The sequence below is a fragment of the Glutamicibacter nicotianae genome (assembly GCF_016907615.1).
Classification (GTDB): Bacteria; Actinomycetota; Actinomycetes; order Actinomycetales; family Micrococcaceae; genus Glutamicibacter; species Glutamicibacter nicotianae.
This window is the reverse complement of sequence record NZ_JAFBCH010000001.1, coordinates 2,421,168-2,445,549: the sequence shown is the minus strand read 5'-3', so window position 1 is coordinate 2,445,549 and position 24,382 is coordinate 2,421,168. Positions and strand designations below refer to the sequence as shown.

Annotated in this window: 19 protein-coding genes; 15 read left to right on the top strand and 4 right to left on the bottom strand. The window is 58.6% G+C overall.

Translation table 11 applies throughout. The annotated features are described in order from the left end of the window. Nucleotides 1–37 precede the first annotated feature (37 nt). From JOE62_RS11625 to secA, 4 genes are all read left to right on the top strand, one after another. Nucleotides 38–826 (top strand): ComF family protein, encoded by a 789-nt coding sequence (locus tag JOE62_RS11625; protein WP_204722478.1) that lies wholly within the window; start codon nt 38–40, stop codon nt 824–826. Between the two features lie 169 nt (nt 827–995). Then, nucleotides 996–1,694 (top strand): ribosome hibernation-promoting factor, HPF/YfiA family, encoded by a 699-nt coding sequence (gene hpf, locus JOE62_RS11620; RefSeq protein WP_204722477.1) that lies wholly within the window; start codon nt 996–998, stop codon nt 1,692–1,694. A gap of 20 nt (nt 1,695–1,714) precedes the next feature. Continuing rightward, entirely contained in the window at nt 1,715–2,887 is a 1,173-nt protein-coding gene (locus JOE62_RS11615) for a winged helix-turn-helix domain-containing protein (protein ID WP_204722476.1), read from the top strand. A 133-nt stretch (nt 2,888–3,020) separates the two neighbouring features. Continuing rightward, nucleotides 3,021–5,675, top strand: a complete 2,655-nt coding sequence (gene secA, locus JOE62_RS11610; RefSeq protein WP_204722475.1) for a preprotein translocase subunit SecA — start codon at nt 3,021–3,023, stop codon at nt 5,673–5,675. Here the strand turns inward: secA and JOE62_RS11605 are convergent. Both JOE62_RS11605 and JOE62_RS11600 read right to left on the bottom strand, forming a co-directional pair. Continuing rightward, on the bottom strand, nt 5,672–6,196 hold the full coding sequence (locus tag JOE62_RS11605; protein ID WP_204722474.1) for an Rv3235 family protein: 525 nt from the start codon (nt 6,194–6,196) through the stop codon (nt 5,672–5,674). The two genes, secA and JOE62_RS11605, sit on opposite strands and share 4 nt — an antisense overlap. 41 nt (nt 6,197–6,237) lie before the next feature. Next, nucleotides 6,238–6,963 (bottom strand): LysM peptidoglycan-binding domain-containing protein, encoded by a 726-nt coding sequence (locus tag JOE62_RS11600; RefSeq protein ID WP_204722473.1) that lies wholly within the window; start codon nt 6,961–6,963, stop codon nt 6,238–6,240. Between the two features lie 122 nt (nt 6,964–7,085). On the opposite strand from JOE62_RS11600, the gene JOE62_RS11595 reads away from it, so the two are divergent. From JOE62_RS11595 to JOE62_RS11575, 5 genes are all read left to right on the top strand, one after another. Then, complete coding sequence (locus JOE62_RS11595) at nt 7,086–7,646, top strand: hypothetical protein (RefSeq protein WP_204722472.1); 561 nt, start codon at nt 7,086–7,088, stop codon at nt 7,644–7,646. Nucleotides 7,647–7,736: 90 nt separating this feature from the next. Beyond that, nucleotides 7,737–8,402: a CpaB family protein gene (locus JOE62_RS11590; RefSeq protein WP_204722471.1), complete on the top strand. Its 666-nt coding sequence runs from the start codon at nt 7,737–7,739 to the stop codon at nt 8,400–8,402. Beyond that, the gene (locus tag JOE62_RS11585; RefSeq protein ID WP_204722470.1) at nt 8,399–9,646 is read left to right on the top strand and encodes a MinD/ParA family ATP-binding protein; all 1,248 of its coding nucleotides are present in this window, start codon (nt 8,399–8,401) and stop codon (nt 9,644–9,646) included. Before JOE62_RS11590 ends, JOE62_RS11585 begins: the two co-directional genes overlap by 4 nt. A gap of 125 nt (nt 9,647–9,771) precedes the next feature. Further along, on the top strand, nt 9,772–14,565 hold the full coding sequence (locus JOE62_RS11580; RefSeq protein WP_204722469.1) for an NAD-glutamate dehydrogenase: 4,794 nt from the start codon (nt 9,772–9,774) through the stop codon (nt 14,563–14,565). Between the two features lie 9 nt (nt 14,566–14,574). Beyond that, nucleotides 14,575–16,062, top strand: a complete 1,488-nt coding sequence (locus tag JOE62_RS11575) for a sensor histidine kinase (protein WP_204722468.1) — start codon at nt 14,575–14,577, stop codon at nt 16,060–16,062. A 74-nt stretch (nt 16,063–16,136) separates the two neighbouring features. Here JOE62_RS11575 and JOE62_RS11570 read toward each other — a convergent pair whose 3' ends face one another. Continuing rightward, a complete protein-coding gene (locus JOE62_RS11570) occupies nt 16,137–17,843 on the bottom strand; it encodes a LysM peptidoglycan-binding domain-containing protein (RefSeq protein WP_204722467.1) in 1,707 nt (568 codons plus the stop codon). Nucleotides 17,844–18,048: 205 nt separating this feature from the next. On the opposite strand from JOE62_RS11570, the gene JOE62_RS11565 reads away from it, so the two are divergent. Continuing rightward, a complete protein-coding gene (locus JOE62_RS11565) occupies nt 18,049–18,402 on the top strand; it encodes an Rv2175c family DNA-binding protein (RefSeq protein ID WP_204722466.1) in 354 nt (117 codons plus the stop codon). A 93-nt stretch (nt 18,403–18,495) separates the two neighbouring features. Here JOE62_RS11565 and JOE62_RS11560 read toward each other — a convergent pair whose 3' ends face one another. Beyond that, nucleotides 18,496–19,602, bottom strand: coding sequence for a polyprenyl synthetase family protein (locus JOE62_RS11560; protein WP_204722465.1), 1,107 nt, complete (start codon nt 19,600–19,602; stop codon nt 18,496–18,498). A gap of 161 nt (nt 19,603–19,763) precedes the next feature. On the opposite strand from JOE62_RS11560, the gene dinB reads away from it, so the two are divergent. The 5 genes from dinB to ftsL all read left to right on the top strand — a co-directional run bounded on the left by dinB (nt 19,764) and on the right by ftsL (nt 24,375). After that, the gene (gene dinB, locus JOE62_RS11555) at nt 19,764–20,930 is read left to right on the top strand and encodes a DNA polymerase IV (protein WP_204722464.1); all 1,167 of its coding nucleotides are present in this window, start codon (nt 19,764–19,766) and stop codon (nt 20,928–20,930) included. 143 nt (nt 20,931–21,073) lie between these two features. After that, a complete protein-coding gene (locus JOE62_RS11550) occupies nt 21,074–21,496 on the top strand; it encodes an SCO2097 family morphological protein (RefSeq protein ID WP_338085783.1) in 423 nt (140 codons plus the stop codon). Nucleotides 21,497–22,026: 530 nt separating this feature from the next. Continuing rightward, nucleotides 22,027–22,440: a division/cell wall cluster transcriptional repressor MraZ gene (gene mraZ / locus JOE62_RS11545; protein ID WP_038990697.1), complete on the top strand. Its 414-nt coding sequence runs from the start codon at nt 22,027–22,029 to the stop codon at nt 22,438–22,440. Between the two features lie 170 nt (nt 22,441–22,610). Next, a complete protein-coding gene (rsmH, locus tag JOE62_RS11540; protein WP_204722463.1) occupies nt 22,611–23,603 on the top strand; it encodes a 16S rRNA (cytosine(1402)-N(4))-methyltransferase RsmH in 993 nt (330 codons plus the stop codon). 1 nt (nt 23,604) lies between these two features. After that, nucleotides 23,605–24,375 (top strand): cell division protein FtsL, encoded by a 771-nt coding sequence (gene ftsL, locus JOE62_RS11535; RefSeq protein WP_204722462.1) that lies wholly within the window; start codon nt 23,605–23,607, stop codon nt 24,373–24,375. The last annotated feature ends 7 nt before the right edge of the window (nt 24,376–24,382 follow it).

Here is a 24,382-nt window from a genome sequence, read left to right as displayed (position 1 = left end):
AGACCGGTCCAGGTGATTCATCGGCCATTCTGGTCGCATGGAGATACCCCAGGAGTATTTGCGCGTCCTCGATGAGCTGTGCGGCAGCCGGTCCATGCGCTGGCTGGGATTCGGCACCAGGGAATTTGCCAACTTCCTGCTGCCCGCCAGTTGCGCGGTCTGCGGCCGAGCAGATTTTCGGCTTTGCCCCGAATGCCGCAGCGAGATCCAACGCCAGCTGAGCCTGCCGCCATTGCCCGATAACCATCATCTCTACGTCGAGCTTCCGGCCCTCGGGCTGCAGCTCCCAGTGACGTCTTGCGGCACCTACGGCAAGGCGCTGGCTCGCGGATTGCTGGCCTACAAGAACAAGCAGCGCTACTTCTTGGGCGCCGTCTTCGCCCCGTATCTGGCTGCCGCGCTGAACGCGGGGTGCATCCCGCAACGTCAGAATTTTCCTACCCTCGCGGTGCCGGTGCCCAGTTCCCTCAAAGCCACGGCGCAGCGAGGATACTCGCCGGTGAAGACAATGCTCGAGCATGGACAAGCTCGGGGGCTGCTCTCGGCAGATCTCAAGTGCCGTTCGCTGCTTCACTACCGCCTGGGTTCCGCGCTGGGAGGGGCGCAGAAAACCAAGAGCGGCTCAGACCGGCGCGGCGGCCAAACCCACTTCGTTGCCGAGCGCGCCAGCACCGCAGGCCAGCCGGTCATCCTGGTCGACGACGTGCTCACCACCGGTTCCACGCTGCGGCACGCGGCCATGGCCTGCCATGAGGCAGGATATGACGTCACCTGCGCCGTCGTCTTGGCATTGACGAAACCGCCCAATACCGGCCCTGAACAGTGATTACGCTAAACGCGATCGGAATTTGTGAGCCTGGATACTTGAATCTTGGCCCCGGTGGCATAAGGTGAAGTATGGGTTGCATCACAGATGCAGCGAAAAGCCCATCTTCAGTCCGGAAGGATGGAACTTTCGGACTGTTGTGTCACCCGACTCTCTATTGGAGGACACCATGGAGCTGAACTACAGCGGACGAAACATCACCATTTCGGATCGTTTCCGTGAGTATGTTGATGAGAAAATCACCAAGGTCGACCAGCTGGCCACGAAAGTGCAGCGCATCGACGTCAAGGTCCTCAAAGAAGCACATGCTCGTGATCAGAGCACTGCACTGTCCGTTGAGTTGACCGTTGTTGGCCGTGGTCCAGCAATTCGAGCAGAGGCTCGTGGTGCAGACAAGTTCGCGGCTTTCGACATCGCTTTCGCCAAACTGCTTGAACGCCTGCGCAAGGCCCGTGACAAGCGCAAGGTCCACCGTGGCAACCATACTCCTGTAGCTGTCCACCAGGCCACCGGCAGCCTGCCAACTGCATCCAGCGGCAAGACGCTGGTTGAGGAAACCATTGAAGCCCAGAAGGCCGCGGAAGCTGCCGAAGCCGAGGTCAACGCCGAGTACTCGCCAGTGGTCATCCGCCGCAAGTCCTTCCCGGCTGAAGTGATGAGCGTGGATGACGCTGTGGATCGCATGGAATTGGTCGGCCACCCGTTCTACCTGTTCATCGACGAGGCCACCGGTGAGCACGCTGTGGTCTATGGCCGTACCCAGTACCAATACGGTGTCATCACCCTGGACCCGTCGCTGAACGCCAACGAGGAAGCCACCAAGGAAACCCGCGGCTACCGTGACAAAGCACTGGCTGCCGAAGGCTAGTCATCGCAACTGCAACTAGCATGGGCGGCCAACGCAACCTCAGCCTCGCACAGGCACGGAGAATCGCGTTGGCCGCCCAAGGCCTGTCCAAAGGCAGGAAAGAACAAGCTATCACCGCAAGGAAAATCGCCAATGCCATTGGCGGCATTGCGCAATTGCAGATTGACTCGGTGAACGTGGTTCGCCGGGCCCACTATATGCCGATGTTCGCCCGGCTCGGCCCTTATGACATCGGCATTCTGGATCAGCTGCTGGCCAAGCCGCGCAGCCCGATCACCGAATATTGGGCCCATGAGGCTTCGGTGGTCAGTTCCGGGCTGATTCAAGACCTGCGCGTATGGCAGCGTCGTACCTGGGTTGACCGATCGGACGGGTTCTCCGCCGAACAGCTGGAGCTCTCGGATCGCGTCCTTGACTATTTGTCCGAGAATCCAGGCTCCAGCGCACGGCAAATCAGTCGCGCCCTGGATGTCGCCCCGGTCCAGGAAAAGTCGCATTGGGGATGGAACTGGAATGACACCAAGTTCGTCACCGAATCGCTTTTCGCCCAGGCCAAGATCCTCGCGCTGGGACGCAACTCCCAGTTCGAACGCCGTTACGCTCTGGCGGCGGATGTCGTTGGTGCGCAAGTAGAAGTTGATGCTCCGCACCGGCAGGAAGCCCTCGCCCGTTTAGTTGCCCGCGCCATGGATGCCCTGGGGATTGCCACCGCTCACTGCGTCGCAGAATACTTCCGGCTGCCCTTGCGCGCTGCAAAAGAAGAGCTCGCGCGGCAAGCGCACGACGGGCTCGTCGAAGAAGTGGCCGTTATCGGAATCTCCGAGCCCTGTTACCTGCAGGCCGGGACCAGGATCCCGCGCAAGGTCGATCACGACCTGCGTTTGCTCTCGCCTTTCGACTCGATGGTTTTCAACCGCCGCCGGCTGGAAATGTTCTTCGGGTTCGAGTACCGTATCGAAATCTATGTGCCGGAAAAGCTGCGCCGCTATGGCTACTACGTCTTCCCGATGCTCTACGGCGAAGAATTCGTGGGCCGAGTGGATCTGAAAGCCGACCGTGCCAAGTCGGTGCTGCATGCCAAGCAGGTGCACTACGAACCGGGCATCGATGCCGGCATCGAGCCTGAATTGCGAGCCGAGCTGGATCGCCTGGCGCGCTGGCTGGATCTTGGAGAAGTGAAAATCGGGCTGTGAAAGGCCTGTTGCCCCGATCGCCGTTCGCTATAAGAACAGTGCAAACGGGATTGAAATAGACAAATGCGCTGTTTTCCTCACGTAGACTGAAGACGCCAGAAATTACTGTGCTTGAGATATTGGGAGCTACCACGTGGCATCATTGCTAGAACGTATTTTGCGTACCGGCGACAAGAAGACCTTGAAGACTCTTCGTAAGTACGCCGACACGATCAATACGTTGGAAGTCGAAATTCGCGAGCTTTCGGACGAAGAGCTCAAGGGTGAAACCGACAAGTTCCGCGAACGTTTGGCTAACGGCGAGACGTTGGATGACCTGCTCCCAGAAGCTTTTGCAGTGGTCCGCGAGGCCTCGGACCGTGTCCTTGGCATGCGCCACTTCGACGTCCAGCTCATGGGCGGCGCCGCACTGCACATGGGAAACATTGCAGAAATGCGCACCGGCGAAGGCAAGACCCTGGTCGCGACCGCACCTGCGTACTTGAATGCCTTGACGGGCAAGGGCGTGCACGTGGTGACCACCAACGACTTCCTGGCCCAGTACCAGTCGGATCTGATGGGCCGCGTCTTCCGCTTCCTCGGCTTGAGCTGCGGCTGCATCCTTTCGAACCAGAAGCCTGCCGAGCGCCGCAAGCAGTATGAAGCCGACATCACCTACGGCACGAACAACGAGTTCGGATTCGACTACCTGCGCGACAACATGGCGTGGAGCAAGGACGAGCTGGTCCAGCGCGGCCACAACTTCGTGATCGTCGATGAGGTCGACTCGATCCTGATCGATGAGGCGCGTACCCCGCTGATCATTTCCGGGCAGGCCTCGGGCGACGTGAACCGCTGGTACACCGAATTCTCCAAGATCGTCTCGCGCCTGAAGCGCGAAGACGACTACGAGGTCGACGAGAAGAAGCGCACCATCGGCGTGCTGGAGTCTGGGATCGAAAAGGTCGAGGACTACCTCGGCATCGATAATCTCTACGAAGCCAACAACACCCCGCTGATCGGCTTCTTGAACAACGCCATCAAGGCCAAGGAACTGTTCAAGAAGGACAAGGACTACGTCGTGGTCAACGGCGAAGTCATGATCGTCGACGAGCACACCGGCCGCGCGCTGCAGGGCCGCCGCTACTCCGAGGGCATGCATCAGGCAATCGAGGCCAAGGAAGGCGTTGAGATCAAGGCCGAGAACCAGACTCTGGCCACCGTGACCTTGCAGAATTACTTCCGCATGTACGACAAGATCTCCGGGATGACCGGCACGGCGCAGACCGAGGCCGCTGAATTCATGAGCACCTACAAGCTCGGCGTGGTGGAAATTCCTACCAACAAGCCTGCTATCCGTATGGACCAGTCGGACTACATCTACAAGAATGAAGTCTCCAAGTTCAACGCTGTGGTCGAGGACATCGCCGAGCGCCATGCTACCGGGCAGCCGATCCTGGTGGGCACCACCAGCGTCGAGAAGAGCGAATACCTCTCGCGCCTGCTGTCCAAGAAGGGCATCCGCCACGAGGTGCTCAATGCCAAGCAGCACGCTCGCGAAGCTGCAGTCGTCGCGATGGCCGGCCGCAAGAACGCTGTCACCGTTTCCACCAACATGGCCGGCCGCGGTACCGACATCATGCTCGGCGGCAACGCGGAATTTCTTGCCGTGGCCGAGATGGAACGCCGCGGCCTGGATGCCGAGAACAATCCGGAGGAGTACAACAAGCTCTGGGACGAGGTCTTTGCCAAGGCCAAGGAAACAGTTGCCAAGGAGGCGAAGGAAGTTGCGGAGCTTGGCGGCCTGTATGTGCTGGGCACCGAGCGCCACGAATCACGCCGCATCGACAACCAGCTTCGCGGCCGTTCCGGTCGCCAGGGCGACCCGGGCGAATCGCGCTTCTACCTGTCGATGACCGATGACCTGATGCGCAGGTTCAACTCCGGCATGGCCGAACGCATCATGAACAACCCGTCCATGCCAGATGATGTGGCGCTGGAATCCAAGATGGTGTCCCGTGCCATCGAATCCGCCCAGGCCCAGGTGGAAGGCGTCAATGCCGAGCAGCGCAAGAACGTGCTGAAGTACGATGACGTGATGAACCGCCAGCGCAAAGCGATCTACGCTGACCGCCGTTCCATCCTGGAAGGCGGGGACCTCGAAGAAAAGGTCGGCCATTTCCTCGAGGATGTTGTCAAGGCCATGGTCCTGGAAGCAACCCAGGTTGGCGACCCGGACGAGTGGGAGCTCAAGCAGCTGTGGACCAACCTCAAGCAGTTGTACCCGATTGGCATCACCATGGATGAAGTCATCGAAGAGGCTGGAGGCGTGGGGCACCTGTCCGCGCAGTTCCTGGAACGCGAGATCCTCTCGGATGCCCAGTACCAGTACGAAGAGCGCGAGAAGCTGGTAGGTTCCTCCACCATGCGTGACCTGGAACGCCGTGTCGTGCTCTCCACCATTGGCCGCAAGTGGCAGGAGCACCTGTACGAGATGGATTACCTCAAGGAAGGCATCGGGCTGCGTGCCATGGCCCAGCGCGACCCTCTGGTCGAGTACCAGCGCGAGGGCTACACCATGTTCCAGACCATGATGGAAGGCATCCGCGAGGAAAGCATCGGCACGCTCTTCAATTTGGAGATCCCCACCGGCGCCGAAGCGGCCGCCGCACCGGTGATCGACGAATCAGCGAAGCCGAAGAACCTGCAGTTCACCGGACCGGATGAAGATGGTGAAGCCAGCACTACCCGCGCCCAGGCTTCTTCGAGCAAGAAGAAGACCAAGAACAAGAAGGCGAAGCGCAGCTAGATCAGCTCCACATCCGTCACCTGCCACCGTCCGTGCCAAGGCTCAATTTTCAGGGCCACGGCACGGACGCGGTATTTAAATCCCATGATGACTGTGCATTCCCAAGAGCCCGACAAGCAGCGATCCAGGTGCAAGGAGATGATCTGGCCGTGCGCTGTGCCCGGCAGCGGTTCGAGCGTGTAGCTCGCTGTTTCCAGCAGGGCACGTCGCCGGAGCTTGGCGATGCACGAAGGCTCCATCACGAATGCCAGCTGATTGACGGTACGATAACCAGCCACGATTTCGAACACTGCACGGGCTACGGCGTGGGAAATTTCTATGATCGCCCGGTGCTCGGTACGGTAAACGGCCGAGCGGTGGAAGATATTGTCCAAGGCTCGACGCAGGTGCGCCGGCGCTTGGCTAGGCTCGGTTTCCGGAACGGTTTGCGCCGGGACCGGATCGGTGTGATCGGCAGCGTAGACGTCTGGATTGTAGTAGCTGGTGTTGGCGCTACGCGGGCTGATGGCGATGGTGCTCATGATGACTCCTCAGAGGGTTTGGGTGATGGTCGTGGTGTCGGCTAGCTGGCTGGCGGCAGTTCAAGCGCCGTGCCGATCCGCAGCAGGTCAGGGTCGGCACCGATGGTCTTCTTGTTGCGCTGGTAGATCTTGGGCCAATAGGCGGAAATCTCTTCCACGGTGGCTTGCGCTCCCAGATGCTCAGCGGCGATGCTCCACAGGTTCTGCCCTTCGGCGACCACCACTTCGTTGCGCTGCACCGCGCGTTGGCGAGGATGGTTTGTGCCTGGGGATACAAGCGGGCTCAGCGGAACGCTCATGGCTTCGGGGAACCACTGCGGGCTGGGTACCGAGGTCTGCTGGCGGACCGGATAGCTGGCCAGCTCATGGTTGTCGCTGTCGCCCGTCGGGGACTGTGCCAGTGAAGCTGGCAGGGGCTCGTCCGCATAGGCAGCGGCTACCGAGGTGAATGCAATAGAGGTTCCAAGCATTGAGCCGAGGATCTTCCTGCTCAGTCTGGGTGCTAATCGCTGGAAGAACCGCGCCAATTTCAGTTTCCTGTGGGAGAACGCCCAGCGGATCAGCTGGGCCAAGGCCATCCGCAGCAGGTACAGCGCGAGCAGGGTGAGGAACGAAAAGCTAACGAGAAGCCTGATGTAGTCAGCTGTGGTGCGCTGGTCGCCCACGGATTGGACATAGCCGGTGATCCACTGGATTCCCACGTAGATAATGACCATTGATGCTGCCGAGAAGAGCAGCAGCGCGAATATTCGTCGCTGGTGAGACACCTGAACCATCTCCTTGAATGAGATTTGATGTCATTTGATGATGTTTGGTATTCATAGTGGCACTTAGAGATAGTTTTGTGAATAGGGTTACGCAAAAATGTTTAGTCTCGTACAGTTGGCGCATGCGGTGGGATTCGCTTTTCGATGACCTGGAGGCTCAGCTAGCTGAACAGGGCCGAGCGCAGTTGCGCGACGAAATTGCCGAAAACGTCAGGGTCGAACGGGCGACTGCAGAACTTTTGCCCACACTGATGCGGTTCCATGGGCGTGAATTGAGCCTCAGGCTGGCCGGGGGAACGGAGCTTCGCGCCAAGCTCGGTCCATGCGCCGCCGACTATATCTGCCTTGAAACAGAACAGGCGCAGTGGGTCGTCCGCAGTGCTGCAGTAGAATCTTTCTCGCTTCCTCCGGGGCGCATACCTGCTGAGGAACAACGCGCACCTGGCAGCTCGGTGAAGTTTTCCACGGTTGTGCGTGGGATGCTTCGGGATCGAGCTCGATGCCACGTTTTTAGCCGCGCGGGCGGCTCATTGGCTGAAGGAACGCTGACGCAAGTAGCTAGGGATTTCCTGGTAATTCTGGTGCATCCTCGAGATGAATTCGCCAGAGCGAAGCAGTCCTCATCGCAATTGCTGATACCGCTCGATGCCATCGGATGGGTCGAAGCGATCACCCTCTCGTAATCCACAAGTGCGCTAGAGGTCTTTCCAGCAGGCCCAACTTGTCGTAGGCTCACCATCCATAAGCACCTATGCTGGCGGAAGGTCACTGCCTTGATCACAGAACAGATCGTCCAGGACGCGCGGACAAGCACTGCATCACGTGTGCGACGGCCCAGTTGGAAGGACCCGCGCTTAGCACTCGGTGCCGTGCTCGTGGTCGCATCGGTTGCAGGAACCGTCTACTTGGTCGGTGAATTGCATCAGACCTCGACGGTATATGTCGCCAGCACCAATATCACCCTTGGGGAGAAACTGACAAGCGAGAATATGAAAACTCAAGAAGTCCAGCTTGGCGGAACCCTTGAGAACTATCTGCACACAAATGCGGAGCTCGGCGAGGAAGCCCGAGCGAATACCTTTATCAGCGCCGGGCAGCTCATACCTGTCACCTCAATTACGCACAGCGACCTCGGATCGCGCAGGCCGGTCAACGTTGAACTCCCGGCCGACCTCTCTTCTTCGATCACGCCAGGCAGCTTCGTCGACGTCTGGATTGCCAAGCGCGAAAACAGCGGCAACACCTACGGAATTCCGGAAAAGCTTTCGTCCATGGTCGAAGTCGCTGCACGCGTTGAGAGCGGCGGGGGACTGGTGGGAACCCATGGCACCAACCTGGAACTGCTGGTCGAACCTAGCCAACTCGAACCGCTGCTCCAAGCGCTGGCCAACGAGTCTAGAATCATCGTCGTCTACAACCCGGCAGGAACCGCGCAATGAGCATCTCGGTCGTGGTGCTCGGCGACCAGGAGAAAATCGTCCGGCAAATAGAAGGCTACCGAGGAGAACTGATGGTCACCCGGGCTTGCGCCGATATCGCTGAAGCCATCGCTGCCTGCGATACCGGAATGGCTGACGCGTTGATCATCGCGGATGCCCAGCTGGTGCCACCCATGGAACAACTCGATGCGCTGTTGCTGCAGCAGACAGCAGTAGTCCTGCTCTTTGACCGGCCTGAAAACTGGCAGCCATTGCCAGACGTCCTGCATTTGCCGGCCGCTTCAGCCATGGCCGAGCTTGAAGGGCGCATCAGAACCGCCGTTCAGTCCCTGAACCATGCCGGCGCCGACGCCGCGCTCGGCGGATTCGAGCCGGTGGACGATGGCAACGGGCGAAGCGGTCGAATCGTCAGCTTCTGGAGCGCCCCAGGGTCTCCCGGGCGCAGCACCGTAGCCCTGAACTACGCAGTGGAAGTTGCAGCAGCAGGAAAATCCGTGGTGCTTCTGGACGCCGACACCTATGCCGCCAGCATCGCCATTCAGTTGGGTCTCATGGACGAGTCGGCTTCAATCGCGCAGTTATGCCGTGCCATCGACGCAGGCACTTCGGATGTGGCCCGGCTCGATGCCGCATGTTCCCTGGTCCAGGTCGGGGAGGCGACCATGCGCGTGGCTACCGGAATTCCGCGTGCCAGCCGATGGCCCGAAGTCCGTGCCTCGGCGCTGCGTCGAGCTGCCATGCTGCTAAAGGTCCACTACGACTATGTCGTACTGGATTTGGCTCCGTATATTGAACTCGACGAACAGCTCAGTTTCGATACTCAAGCACCACAGCGCAACGCTGTCACGGTGGAGATGCTGCAGTGCTCCGATGAGCTGTTCATGGTCGTGCGCGCCGACAGTCTGGGAATTCCGCGTGCGCTTCGGGCCATCGATGAACTGGACGAAGCGCTGCCCGGACTGAAACCGCGAATAGTCTTCAACCGGGTAGGTTCCAGCAGCACCGGACGCAATCCGAAACGCAGGTTGATCGAAGCATGGGACAGGTTCGGGCCGACCCACGACGTCGCCGGATACCTGCCCGAAGACCATGCCGTGTGCAACGCGTCCGTGCTCGGTGGAAGTCCGTTGCTCGAAATCGCCCCAAAGTGTTTATTGCGTACGGAAATACGGGCTTTGGCGGGCATAAAATCCACGGATTCAGCCAAGAAACGGACTAGTCGTCGAATTCGCGCCGAAGCTTGAACCGCAAAGGTGAAAACCGAGTAATGTGGGTAAAACTAGATACCCGCAAAGGCGCGGGTTAATCGAACTTTGTTCTTGGAGGCGTTCTTTTGAACTCGTCGGAATCCAGCATGTCAGAATCATTCATGGATGAGACACTCACCTCGAAATTGGTGAGCGAGTACTACGGCCAAATTGCGACCGAAGACGTGGCGGCTTATCGGCCAGACGAACTCGAAGCTCGCGTGGCAGCACATCTGGAAATCGGGTATCAGCGAGATGCGGAAAACGCTAACGTCGCCATTACCCGCAACAACGGAATTTCAGTGGTCCACATCGTCACCGATGACATGCCATTCCTTGTTGACTCCGTAACAGCCGCACTGGTGCAGCTGAAGTCACCGATTCAGCTAGTCGTGCATCCGACGTTCGTTGTATCCCGAAAAACTGAGACCGGTGAAATCACCAAGATCAGCCACGCGGGCCTGCAGCACGTTGCCAGCGGCGACACCGCTGCGCTCTCGGATTTGAGTACGCTGATTTCGGCCGGTGCGGAAACCCGCATCGAATCATGGATTTCAGTCGAGCTCGCTCGCGAACTCACCGATGCGCAGGCCAAGGAATTCGTTGAGCGGCTTTACAGTGTTCTGGCTGATGTACGTGTCGCAGTGAAGGACTGGCCAGCCATGCTGGATCGTGCCAAGGAGATTGCGCAGAGCCTTCCGCAGACCCCCAAGGCCGAGGAAATTGCCGAGGTACACCAGGCAGCGGAACTGCTGAACTGGCTGGCCGACGGAAAATTCACCTTCCTTGGCTACCGCGACTACTCGTTGGAAACCATCAACGGCGAAGATGTGCTGGTAGCCCGCCCGGGCAGCGGCCTGGGTCTGATGCGCGACCTGACGGACCAAGGCCCGCAGCACCTGACCAAGCGCGGCCGGATCACCGCCCGCGACAAGCGCGCGCTGATCGTCACCAAAGCCAACTCCCGTTCCACTGTGCACCGTGGCGTGTACCTGGACTATGTCGGCGTCAAGAGCTTCGATGCCAACGGCGAGGTCAACGGCGAACGCCGCTTCATCGGTCTTTTCTCCTCCAGCGTTTACACCTCCAGCGTGAAGACGGTTCCGCTGGTGCGCGAAAAGGTGGAAGCCGTCCTGAAGCGCACCGGCTTCGCGCCTGATTCGCACTCGGGCAAGGACATCACGACCATCCTTGAAAGCTACCCGCGTGACGAGATGTTCCAAATCTCCGTCGATGAGCTGACCACGATTGCCCTCGGAATCCTGCGGCTGCAGGAACGCCGGCGCACCTCCGTCTTCCTGCGCAAGGACGATTACGGCCGTTTCGTCACTGCCATGGTCTTCCTGCCGCGCGACCGTTTCTCCACGGCAGTGCGCCTGCGAGTCGAGCAGGAGCTGCAGCTCAGCTTCAACGCAGAATCCGTTGAATACGAAGCCCAACTGGGTGCCGGCGCATTGGTTCGCCTGTTCTACCGCCTGCGCCTGCAGCGCCACGGCCTGGCTCCGGTGGTCGACCGCAAGGCACTGGAAGATCGAATCGCCAAGGCCGTGCGATCCTGGTCCGACGCCATCGTCGACACCGCACGGGCGCGCCTGGAACTGGGCGATGCGAACACGCTGTCCAACGCCTGGGCCGAAGCTTTCCCGGCGTCCTATAAGGTGCAGTTCGAAATCGAAGACGCGCTGAAGGACATCGACCTGCTCACCGAGCTGAGCGACCCGCAAGCCGAGGGTCCGGTGGTCTCGTTCTACGACGACGAGAAGCAGGACGAGGATTCTGCTGTTTCCAAGCGCATGAAGATCTACGTGACCAAGCCGCTGCTGCTCTCGCGCATTCTGCCAGTTCTGCAGCATCTTGGCCTCGACGTCGTCGATGAGCGGCCATATGAGCTGAATCCCGAAGGGATCGGCGAACGCTACATCTACGACATGGGCTTGAAGATCGATGACGAGATCAACTTCAAGGCCGTGGAAGCCAAGTTGGCTGACGCCTACTGCGCTGTGGTCCGCAACCTCGCCGAATCCGACAGCCTCAACGCGTTGGTCCTGCATGAAGGGCTTTCATGGGAGGAAGTCGCGATGCTTCGTGCCTACGCCCACTACCTGCTGCAGCTCGGTGTTCCGAACTCCACCGGGTTCATTGCCAACACCCTGGTAAGCAACCCGTCGGTTACCCACGCGATCGTGGAACTGTTCCAAGCGACCTTCGACCCGAAGCTGAGCTCCGAGGATTCTGAGACCGCCCGGCAGGAAGCGCACGCCAAGATCACCGAAGCGCTGGAATCAGTGCCGACTCTGGATGCAGACACGTTGCTGCGCCGTTTCGTGAAGGTGATTGAAGCGACTAAACGCACCAACTACTTCACCACCCACCAGGCGCTGGCGTTCAAGCTCGCGCCGGAAGAGATCGACTTCGCGCCGTTCCCGCGTCCCAAGCACGAACTGTGGGTCTACTCGCCGCGTGTGGAAGGTACCCACTTCCGCTTCGGTGCGGTGGCCCGTGGCGGCCTGCGCTGGTCGGATCGCCGAGAAGACTTCCGCACTGAAGTGCTGGGCCTGGTCAAGGCGCAGATGGTCAAGAACTCCGTGATCGTGCCAACTGGCGCGAAGGGCGGTTTCTACGCCAAGCAGCTTCCGAATCCAGCCTTCGACCGAGTCGCTTGGATGGAAGAGGGCAAGGGCGCGTACAAGGTCTTCATCCGCACCTTGCTGGACCTGACCGACAATCTGGTGGCCGATGAAAACGGCGAGCACATCGAGGCGCCGGCCAACGTGGTCCGCCGCGATGGCGATGATTCCTACTTGGTAGTTGCTGCCGACAAGGGCACTGCGAGCTTCTCCGATATCGCGAACTCGATCTCGGCCGACAAGGGACACTGGCTGGGCGATGCCTTCGCATCGGGCGGCTCGGTGGGCTACGACCACAAGGGCATGGGCATCACCGCACGCGGTGCCTGGGAATCGGTGAAGCGCCACTTCTTCGAGCTGGGCATCGACACGCAGAAGGACGAGTTCACTGCCGTGGGCGTGGGCGACATGTCCGGAGACGTGTTCGGCAACGGTTTGCGCCGTACCCCAACCGTGAAGTTGGTTGCCGCCTTTGACCATCGCGATATCTTCCTGGATCCGAACCCGGATCCCCAGATCGCTTTCGACGAGCGCCAGCGCCTGTACGACCTGCCGCGCTCCAGCTGGGCTGACTACAACAAGGAACTGCTGTCGGCCGGCGGCGGCGTGTACTCGCGCAGCCTCAAGTCCGTGCCGGTCAGCCCCGAGGTCCGCGAGGTCTTGGGCCTGGACGCCGGCATCACCCAGCTGAGCCCCAACGAACTGCTCAAGGCCATCCTCTCTGCGCCAGTGGACCTGCTGTACAACGGCGGCATCGGCACCTACGTGAAATCGGCGGCCGAAACCCACGGCCAGGTCGGAGACCGTGCCAACGACGCCATCCGCGTCAACGGCGCAGATCTGCGCGTGAAGGTAGTTGGCGAAGGCGGCAACCTGGGCATGACCCAGCTGGGCCGCATCGAGGCAGCACGCAACGGCGTCCTGCTGAATACCGATGCCATCGACAACTCCGCTGGCGTCGACACCTCCGACCGCGAAGTCAACATCAAGATTTTCGTGGACCGCCAGATCAAGGCCGGAAACCTCTTCGAGGCCGAGCGCACCGAGTTCCTGCTGTCGATGACCGATAACATCGGTGACCTGGTGCTGAAGACCAACTTCGAGCAGAACGTGTTGCTGTTGAATGAAAAGCACGCGGCATTGACCTGGACTCCTGCCTATGAGCGCTTGATGCAGTGGTTGGAAGCCCATGCTGACTTGAACCGCGGCTTGGAGTTCCTGCCGAACGCGGAAGAGCTGGCAGAACGCCGTGCCGCTGGCGACGCGATGACCACCCCAGAGCTGTCGGTGCTTGCCGCCTACGCGAAGATCCAGCTGGCGAACGCGCTGGCCGAATCCGATCTGGCCGATGATGCGTACTTCTACCAGACGCTGCGCCGCTACTTCCCAACGAAGCTGGTGGAGCGTTTCGGGGATCAGCTCGAAAGCCACCCATTGCGCCGTGAGATCATTGCGACGGTGATTGCCAACGATATCGTGAACATGGGCGGCATCACTTACGTCTTCAGGGCAATGGAAGAAACCAGTGCCAGCGAAGTCCAGATTGCCAAGGTCTTCTGCGCCCTGCGTGAGATCTATGGCTTCGACCGCCAGTTCGATGCAATCAATGCACAGCCGGCCGGAACCGATCTGGAACATTGGGGACGCCAGCACCACGACATGCGTCGACTGCTGGATCGTGCCACGCGCTGGTTCATCAACCGCGTCGACCAGCAGCTGCTGGTCACTGAAGCGGTCAATCGCTACGAAGCGACCGTGACCGAACTGCGCGAGGTACTGCCAACCCTGGTCCGCGGCAACGATCTGCAGCGTTTCCAGGAATGGCGCGAAGAGGCCATGGCCCAGGGGATCCCGGAGCGCCGTGCCAGCATGTGGGCGACACAGTTCGAATCCTACGCGCTGCTGGATGTGGCAGAGTATGTGCACCGCACCGGAACCGCTCCGGTCAAGGTCGCAGAAACCTACTACGTGCTTTACGACCTGTTCGGCGTGGACAGCCTGCTGAACCGCATCACCAACCTTCCTCGTTCGGATCGTTGGCAGGCGTTGGCCCGTGCAGCAATGCGCGATGATCTGTACACCACGATCATCGACCTGACCGCCAACATCCTGGATGCCCACGGTGATATTGCGGACCCGGCAGAGCGTGTTGCTGCGTGGGAAGAAGCAAACGCGGCTAACCTTGATCGTGCGAAGACTATGTTCGCGGAAGTGAACAGCCTGGAACGAGACGACATGGCCTCGCTTTCCGTGGCGCTTCGCCTCTTGCGTTCCATCGTCCGAAGGTAAACACCGCTAATGGCCCTCATCACCGAAGAACTACGTCAACGTGCCGCACTTGCACCGGGTGATGAGGATTGGCTCCATCTTCTGGTGGGGGACTGGCAGCTGGTCTCGGATCTCGCATTCGCAGACCTTGTGCTCTGGTTCCCCACCGGGGACGGCTCCTACACGGCCCTGGCACACGTGCGTCCTTCTACCTCGCATACCGCGTTCCATAGCGACTTCGTGGGCGAACGCATCCGCAAGGACCTGCGCATCATGGTTGACCACGCCTGGGAAACCAAAGAAGTGCAACGCTCTGCGGAACAGGCCGGCAAAGAGATCATCATGGGCTTGACTACTGTGCAGGCGATTCCGCTGGTGCGCCAGAACCGCCCGGTTGCGGTGATCACCTCCCACTTCGACCCCAACCAGTCCCGCACGCCCAGCAACCTGGAATTGGTCTACCGGCAAAGCGCGGATGACCTGTTGCAGATGGGCACCCAAGGACTGTGGCCTGACTTCGCCAGCCCCACGGGATCGCGCCGAGGAGCGCCACGCGTCGGCGATGGCTTCATCCGTCTCGGTGTTGATGGCGCCGTCGAATTCGCCAGCCCCAACGCTGTTTCAGCTTTCCGCCGTCTAGGCGCAGCCGACGTACTGCAAGGCCAGCCGCTGGCTGACCTGACGATGGCGCTGGTCAGCGACCGACGCGTCGTCGATGAAACTCTTCCACTGGTTCTCCAGGGCAAGATGCCATGGCGTACCGAGGTGGAACACCGCGGAGTCACGCTTTCGCTGCGCGCCATCCCGCTTCGCAACGAATCAAAGCGCTGGGGTGCTCTAGTGCTCTGCCGCGATGTGTCTGAACTGCGCCGCCGCGAAAAGGAACTGGTTACAAAAGACGCGACAATCCGTGAAATCCACCATCGTGTGAAGAACAACTTGCAGACTGTCGCGGCGCTGTTGCGCATGCAATCTCGCCGGATGAGCTCGGAGGACGGCAAGCAGGGGCTGGAGCAGGCCATGCGCCGGGTCTCCACTATTGCTTCGGTCCATGACTTCCTGTCCAAGGGCCTGAACGAAACCGTGAAATTCGATGATCTGATGGATCGCCAGTTCCGATTGATCGTGGAAATTGCTTCTCCGGAACAAAGGGTCTCTACCCGCCGTGAAGGCGATTTTGGCATGCTTGACGCTGATTTGGCAACACCGTTATCGCTGGTGATCAACGAGTTGGTGACCAACGCGGTGGAACATGGATTGGCGCATCGTGATGGCGAGGTTGCCCTGGTCGCAGAACGATACAAGGGTGCCGATCGCAAAGATTGGCTGCGTGTTGTCATTGAGGATGACGGCCATGGCTTGCCGGAGGAACCGCGCCGCGAGGGTCTTGGGCTGCAGATTGTGCGAACCCTGGTGACTAGCGAGCTATCGGGTGAAATCCGTTGGCTGCAGGGCGAGAAAGGCGGCACCAAAGTGGTGATCGACATGCCGCTGGATCTTGACCGGCGTACAGCCTAAAGACCGGATCTAGCCGCAATACGAAGAGGCGGACCAAGCACTCTACGTGCTTGGTCCGCCTCTTCTGTGTCTTTTTAGCGGTAGTTCTTCATGTGAGCCTTGACGCTGGCTACATAATGCTTGGTGTCTTCGTACATGCCGTTGTTGCGAACGCCAGCCAACCCCTGGTAGTACGATGCGATTGCATCGTCCAGGTTGTCGGTGTTGTCCAAGTTGTAGGCAATAACTGCGACGCCAGCAACGACGTTGTCGCGAGGGTTCAGGACATTCAGGTCCTGGCCAATGACCGATGCGATCCAGTCACCAGTGCTTGGCAGCACCTGCATGGCGCCAACGGCGTTTGCAGGGGATACCGCGCGCATGTTGAAGCCAGACTCCTGGTATGCGTGTGCCAATGCCAGTGCAGGGTCAACGCCCATGCTCTGTGCAGTGGAACGGATCAGGGCCTGCATCTCGCCGCGACTCGGCACATCGATCGAGTCAAGGTAATCCTTGTTCGAGTTCGCGTTGCTCACAACGTGGTCTGGATAGGTGCGACCAGCAAAGGTATTGCCGATCTTCTGCTTCTTGACCTCGCCAGACGGCGCAACCGACGAGCCCGATACCTTCAGCTTGGCGCCGATCTTCAGAGGCGAGCTCGCGCTGAACTCCGGGTTCAGATCAAGCAGCGCAGCCAGCTTCATACCGTGGCTGGTCGCGATGCCACTGAGGGTATCGCCGGACTTGACCGTGTAGGTCGAGCTCTTTGCTTTAGGCGCAGCGTTGCTCTTCGGTGTGGAGCTTGACGACGAACCGCCGGATACCTTGATCTTGGCGCCTGGGAAGATCGGCTTGCTGGCTGAAATGTCATTGATCTTCAGCAGATCGGACAGACTCATGCCGTGCTTAGTGGCGATGCCGCTGAGGGTATCGCCGGACTTGACGGTGTAGCTCGAAGAAGCAGACGAGGAGGACTTCTTCTGGGACGACTTCGGAGACGAGCCGGAGGAGGACGAACCCTTGACCTTGATCTTGTCGCCGGGGAAGATCACCTTGCTTGCCGAGATGTCGTTCTTGCTCAGGAGCGACGACAAGCTCATGTTGTGCTTGATGGCGATGCTTCCGAGGGTGTCACCGCTCTTCACGGTGTAAGTCGAAGAACCAGAGGACGAAGACTTCTTCGCATGGGTTGCACCGCTGGAGCTCGATGCCGAACCCTTGACCTTCAGCTTGTCGCCGGGGAAGATCACCTTGCTTGCCGAGATGTCGTTCTTGTCTAGCAGGTCCGACAAGCTCATATTGTGCTTGCTAGCAATGCCGCTGAGCGTATCGCCATTCTTAACCGTGTAGGTGGACGCCGATGACGAAGAGCTTGAAGACTTGCCCTTGGAGCTGCTCTTTGAAGCGTGACCGGAGACCTTGAGCGTCTTGCCGGCAATGATCGAATCGTTCTTGAGGTTATTGAGCTTCTTCAGCTCGGATACCGTGGTGTCGTATTCCCGAGCGATACTCCACAGGGATGCGCCTGCTGGAATCTTGATCTCAGAAACATCTCGTTTGGCTGGCAAGCCCAACGTAGATACGCGCGAAGCGATCAGGTGGGCTTTTATCTGGTCCTCAGCAACCTTGATGGTCTCTGGAGTCACCGCCTTGGCAAAGCTTCCTGAGGTGTTAGGAATAATCGTCGGTGCTGCCTGCGCTGCTGGAGCCAAGGCGAGACTACCGATGACCGCAGCGGGAATGGCCGCGCCTGCTACAACGCCTAACGCATGCTTGGAAGCATGTTTGGATTCGTGGGGCATGGAGTCAATCCTCATTTATACGGTGAAAATAACGGGCTTTGCTCCGCAGGTAACAAAGGGAAATCGTTCCTCATGTTGTCTGTGATGCAATTGTTATCAAAGTGATACAAGAAAATTTACACTACTACTGTGACTGATAGGAACTGCTGAGGTGGGTTTCATCCAAATTTCTGCGCGAATCAGGAATTTGTGGGAACCTTGAGAGGTGAAGGAAACCGTAGAACTCGTCGGCCAGTGGCTGACCCTGCCCGATGTGGCTGAAGAATTAGAAGTAGACATTCGCCGTGTGCACCGCCTGCTGGATGAGCGTGCCATTGTTTCGTTGCGAATCGGCGAACGCAATGTCCGTTCGATCCCTGCAGATTTTCTCCAAGATGGCATCGTGGTTGAAAGCCTGAAAGGCACCTTCTCGGTACTGTCGGATTCCGGCTTCTCGGATGAAGAAGCCATCGTATGGCTGTTCACCGAGGATGAGACGCTGCCTGGCACGCCAATGAATGCTTTGCGTACGGGGCGAAAAACCGAGATCCGCCGCAGGGCGCAGGCACTGGGCTGGTAGGCCCGAAAGAAGCCCAGCATAATCAAAAGGTCTCAACCATCATCCTGACGGATACGTGGTTGAGACCTTTTGTTTAGTTTTAGTAACGTTTCGCTATTTACTTCTCTTTGTCACGGCGTCGCTAAGCTGTTGCATTCCCGCCAGGGCCAAGGGGGAGACCTGCAATGCTTCGAGCGCGAGATCTGATTGGGTAGTCAATTCGCTAATGCTCTGCTCCGTTGCCGCCAAAGCGCCGCTATCACGCAGAATATTGCTGAGCCGTGCAACTTCCTCTTGAGAGAGATCCGCTGCGCCGAGACGCCCCTGAATGAAGTCCTGATCGCCAGGAGTTGAAAGCAGCAGTGCATGGGCAATCAACTCAGTCCGCTTGCCTTCCAGCAGATCGCCGCCGGTCGGTTTGCCGGTGATTTCTGGATCGCCAAACACGCCCAGGACATCGTCACGCAGCTGAAACGCCTCGCCCAGTGGAAGCGCGAATTCAGAGTAGTGATTCAAAAGCACTTCACTGGCCCCTGCCAACGCGCCGCCAAGCAAGAACGGGTTTTCGGTGGAGTATTTCGCTGACTTGAAGCGCACGATGGTGCGAGCGCGTTTGACCGCTTCCTTCGGATCGTAGGCAGGACCTGCAGACTCTTCGAGAACATCGAGATATTGACCGGCCATAACTTGGGTGCGCATTTGATTGAAGATGGTTCGCGCCCGAGGGGTGAGGGACGTAATGCCCGAGAAAACTTCCTCGCTTAGTGACAGGCATAGGTCACCGGCAAGGATTGCGCTGGCCGTGCCGTAGCTCGAAGCGCTCCCCGATAGTCCAAGCTGCAGGTGCTGGGCCTCGAATCGCTTATGGACGCTCGGCTGGCCGCGTCGGGTATCCGAGTTGTCAATGATGTCATCGTGGATAAGCGCTGCACCCTGGAAGAGCTCCAAAGCGGCCCCGAGGCGAACAATGTCGCGATCTTCAGGTTGTCCGCCGGCGCCAAGGTAGCCCCAGAAAGCGAACAGCGCACGGAGACGCTTGCCGCCACGGGTCAGCGAGGTGATTGCATTGACGATTTCGATGGCGCTGCTGGTGATTTGACCAACTTCATCGCTTTTCGCAGCCAGAAACTCCTCCAGTAGTTGAGCAACATCAGAGGTGTAGCTGCGGCTCAAGCCCTGGGCTTCACTGCTGAGGGCCGGCACGGAATCAGGCATCGACATGCAAAATCATTTCTACGGGTAAGCAACTGGTGGTTAGCAACAACTCTACCGGTGATTCACGTCTGGCAAAGAAGGCACTGCTGGATTCAGCTCGTGGGCTAAACTCGAATATACATTCGAGTACGCTGACGGTGTGGCCAGAAGAAAGGGAGAGGGTTGGAATGACGGAGCGAGCGATCCTGCATGTCGATATGGATGCCTTTTTCGTTTCCGTGGAACTGCGTGACCGCCCTGACCTGGTGGGCAAGCCAGTCATTGTGGGGCATCCTTCAGGACGCAGTGTCGTGCTCTCTGCCTCTTATGACTGCCGCGCCCGCGGGATCCATTCGGCGATGCCGATGAGCCAGGCGATCCCGCTGATGCCGGAAGCTACTGTGATCGAGCCAAGCCATCGCAAGTACTCGGAAGCCTCAGCGCAGATCATGGCCTACTTCCACACGTTGACTCCCCTCGTTGAGCAAGTCAGTGTTGACGAAGCATTCCTGGACGTTACGGGAAGCATGCGCATGCTTGGCGGTCCGGTGCAAATTGCCCAGAAAATCCGCGAATACATACGCGCGGAAATGGGCCTGACAGCAAGCGTGGGCATCGCAAGGAACAAATTCGTTGCGAAACTGGCCTCGACCTACGCCAAGCCAGACGGATTGGCTGTAATTGCCCCCGAGAGAACCGAAGAATTCCTGCACGAATTGCCGGTGTCAAAAATGTGGGGCGTGGGAAAACGTACCGCCGACCAGCTCCATGCCTTGGGAATTGAGACCGTTGGGCAGCTTGCTACCGAGCCGGAAGCGCGATTGATCAGCCGGCTGGGGGAGCATGGCCGGGCCCTGCGCCTACTCTCGCGGGGGATAGACAACCGTCCGGTGGAAGTTAGCAGGGATGAAAAAAGCATCTCCTCTGAACACACGTTCGCGGTTGACATCACGGAGTCGCAGGTGCTTGAGGGTGAGCTATTGCGGCTAAGCCATAGGGTCGGTCAGCGGCTGCGGCAGCACGGCAAATCAGCCAACGGTGTTGGGATCAAGATCAAGTACAAGGACTTCTCTGGAATTACGCGTTCGAAGGCTCTTGCTGCCGCTACAGATTCATCTACGAAAATTAGCGAGTCCGCGCTGGCACTGTTGCGGAAATTGACTCCCTTGGCCCAACCAGTCCGGTTGATCGGAGTGAGAGCTGAAAGATTGCAAGATTATGAGTTGGGTCTGCAATTCAGCTTGGACCCGCGTGAAGAGAAAGCGCGAGAAGCAGAACGGATCGCTGACCAGATCGGACAGAAATTTCCGCAGTCCATTGTGACCCCGGCTCGTTTTCTGCGACCCAAGGAATAAACGCATTCTGTGTAGATCGTATGGATATCTGGACAGTGGTGAAGAACAACTAGCAGGGCGAGTGCAAAAGAGTCTATCCTTGAAGTAAGTTCAATCGAATCCGGGGAACTTTTCCCATTGGCGCGACGTTGAACTTGGAGACGGTGGACGACCGTCAGGTTTGCCTTTTTAAGGAGAAGACGATGCCGCTATCGGAGCACGAGCAGCGTTTGTTGGAGCAGTTGGAAAAGCAGCTGCATGAAGACCGTCGCTTCGCTTCCAGCATGAAGGGCCCATCGGGCACAGGGCGCCTGTCGACCCGCAATATTGTTTTGGGCATCTTGCTGGTAATCGCCGGCCTTGCGGGGCTCATTTTTGGAATATCCCAGCACATCATCATCGTTGGCGTCCTCGGTTTCGCCGTGATGTTCGGAGGTGTACTGCTCGCCTTGACAAAAACGGCTACCGGAAAAATCGGTCCTTCCAAGGGAGCGGGCGCAAAATCGGCCAGCAAGAATAATTCGCAGTTCCTTTCCGGCCTGGAGGAAAAATGGAACCAGCGGAAACGTGATCAGTCCGATAGCTGATCAGCAATAGATATTGAGGTGTGACCCTAAGGGTTGCACCTCTTTTTCGTTTAAGCTGTGCTCCTTGCGCCGCTGCAGCCCCTGTGCGCCAGATGCCGCGAGGAGAGAGATTTGGCTTAGTGCCGAGAATGGCTGCCCTGGATACTCGGCATGCCAGCGTCGGGGGAACGCACCTCTTTCTAGTGATCTTGCATTCTATGCAGATTCCAAGGTTTGGTTCCACCTGGTTGGCCGAGCCAGCCTCCACTTTCCTCCCCGGGCTCCTCCACTTTCCACCACAGCGCCTGAAATTAGCTATATTCCGGGGATTCTGTGCGTCAAATTTCTGAATGATGCTTGACCGGGCCGACTGCTGATCCAATTCCCTCCACCTGAGCATAGGCTGAGCACCCGCTAGATTCAGCTGTTTCTTAAGTCCATACCCTCGCGAAACAACTGAAATTGCATTGACAGTGGAGGGTTGTGGAGTAAAGTGGAGGCAAGTAGAGGAGAATGGGGCTTCCGGCCACTTCACGCGAAAGGTGGTGTGCATGTTCTTAGGAACCTACACACCGCGTCTCGATGAAAAAGGCCGGTTGATTCTTCCAGCTAAATATCGGGATGAGCTGTCCTACGGGCTGGTTCTCACCCGTGGCCAAGAGCGTTGCATTTACGTTTTCAGCCAGCGGGAGTTTGAGAAGCAGCACGAGCAACTGGCGCAGGCTTCCTTGACCTCTCGGCGAGCACGCGACTACGCACGTGTGTTTCTCTCAGGGGCCTCGGATGAAGTTCCAGATAAGCAGGGGCGCGTAACTATTCCGCAAGTGCTGCGCACTTACGGAGGTCTGGATCGGGAGGTCACAGTTATCGGTGCGGGTAACCGTATTGAAATCTGGGATTCAACTGCGTGGCAGCAGTACTTGGACGAACAAGAAGACGTGTTCTCCGATACCGACGAAGACTAGGCCCTCGGGCGCTAGGCCGACAAGACACACTGTTTGTTGGGATGAGATCTCCAGCCACCATGGGGTAGAAAATCGTCTGGCTTCACTTCCCCGGAGCCAGAAGATTGGATCGCCACTTGGTTGGAGGGGGATCTGATCTCAACAGCAGATCGAAAGCGAAAGGGGGCGCAGTGCCAAATCAGGATTCCCAACGACCAGCATCCGAACGCCACGTTCCAGTACTTCTGGACCGATGTGTTAATTTGCTAGCTCCAGGTATTGAGCGAGCCAATGCTGAAGGCCGTCGGGCAATTGTGGTTGACTGCACCCTCGGCATGGGCGGGCATTCCGAAGCCATTTTGCGACGGTTCGATAATTTGCACCTGATCGGTCTAGACCGCGACGAGCAGGCGCACGAACTTGCGGGTGCTCGACTCGTTCCGTTCCAAGACCGGATCGACCTCGTGCACGCCGTGTACGACGAAATTGCGGATGTCGTGGAAGACCTGGGATTCCCTGGCGTTGACGGCGTTTTGTTTGACCTCGGCGTATCCTCGCTGCAGCTCGACGAACGCGAACGCGGTTTCGCCTATTCCTATGATGCTCCGCTGGATATGCGCATGGACACGTCGGTCGGTCCAACTGCCGAGGACCTCGTCAACGACTTGGAACGCGACGAACTGCTTCGAATTATCCGGCAGTGGGGCGAAGAGAAGTTTGCCGGCCGCATCTCGACGGCAATCGTCGAGGCGCGTGCCAAGACCCGCATCACCAGCACCGCTGAACTCGTTGACGTGATCCGCAGCGTCGTGCCGGCTGCGGCCGCCCGAAACCATGGCCACCCTGCCAAGCGAACGTTCCAAGCCTTGCGTATTGCGGTGAATGAGGAACTTGACGTCCTGGAACGCGCCATCCCGGCTGCAATGGGGGCCTTGAACGTAGGCGGACGCGTTGTCGTCATGAGTTATCACTCTTTGGAAGACAAGATCACCAAACGGCACTTCGTCCAAGGATCAACCTCGTCGGCTCCTCCGGGGTTCCCGGTGGAACTGGATGAACACAAAGCTGAATACAAGGTGCTCACCAAGGGCACCGAGAAGCCAAGCGATCACGAAATAGCAGAAAATTCACGTGCAGCCTCAGCCCGCCTGCGTGCTGTGGAACGAGTGTTGAAGAGGAGCTAGCATGAGCCAACGAGCCCAGCGCCGCGTGCAGAAGACCGCAGCCGTGAACAGCCAGCCGGTTGTCGACGGTAACACTGCGCGTGCAATGCGACCCGAGCCCGTCCCAGCTAGCAACCTGCCTAAAGGGGATTCGCGCCAGCGCGTAACGCTTTCGCTGGTTCCCAAAATGAACGAGACCAACAAGCGCTCCATGTTCACCATGTCTGCGGTGCTGATCTTCTTGGCCTTCAGCGTGATCGTCACGCTGGTGCTGCTCAATACTTCGGTAGCTCAGCGGCAGTACGACATTGTGAACTTGCGATCGCAGGAACGCGCACTCTCCCAAGAGAATCAGGCCCTGTTGAAGGAAGCCCAGTCCTTGGCAGCCCCGCAGGCGCTGGCCGCAAAGGCAAAGGACCTCGGCTTGGTTTCGCCAGGCGCTCCAGGGTTGATCAGCCTCTCTGAGGGCAAGGTTACCCAGGAGGCTGAGAAGGCCGTCAAGGCCAAGAACAGCAAGCAGGAATATGGAACTATTCCGCTGCCAGGCGACAGCATCCGCAAGGGCGAAAGCAAAACCGAAGCCAACGCATCAAACACGCCGAAGACCTCTGTGGGTAAAGCCTCAGCAGATTCACAGAAGGAATCAGGAACCACTGATGGTTCCAAGGAACCTGAGGTGAAGGCCGAGAAAACCGAACGTGAAATCGACAAGGACGGCCGCCCAGTGTTCAAGGACACTGAGCTAAATGGGGGCACGATCCCTGCACCAAGCATCAAATCCCCAGCAGAGTAGCCAGCTC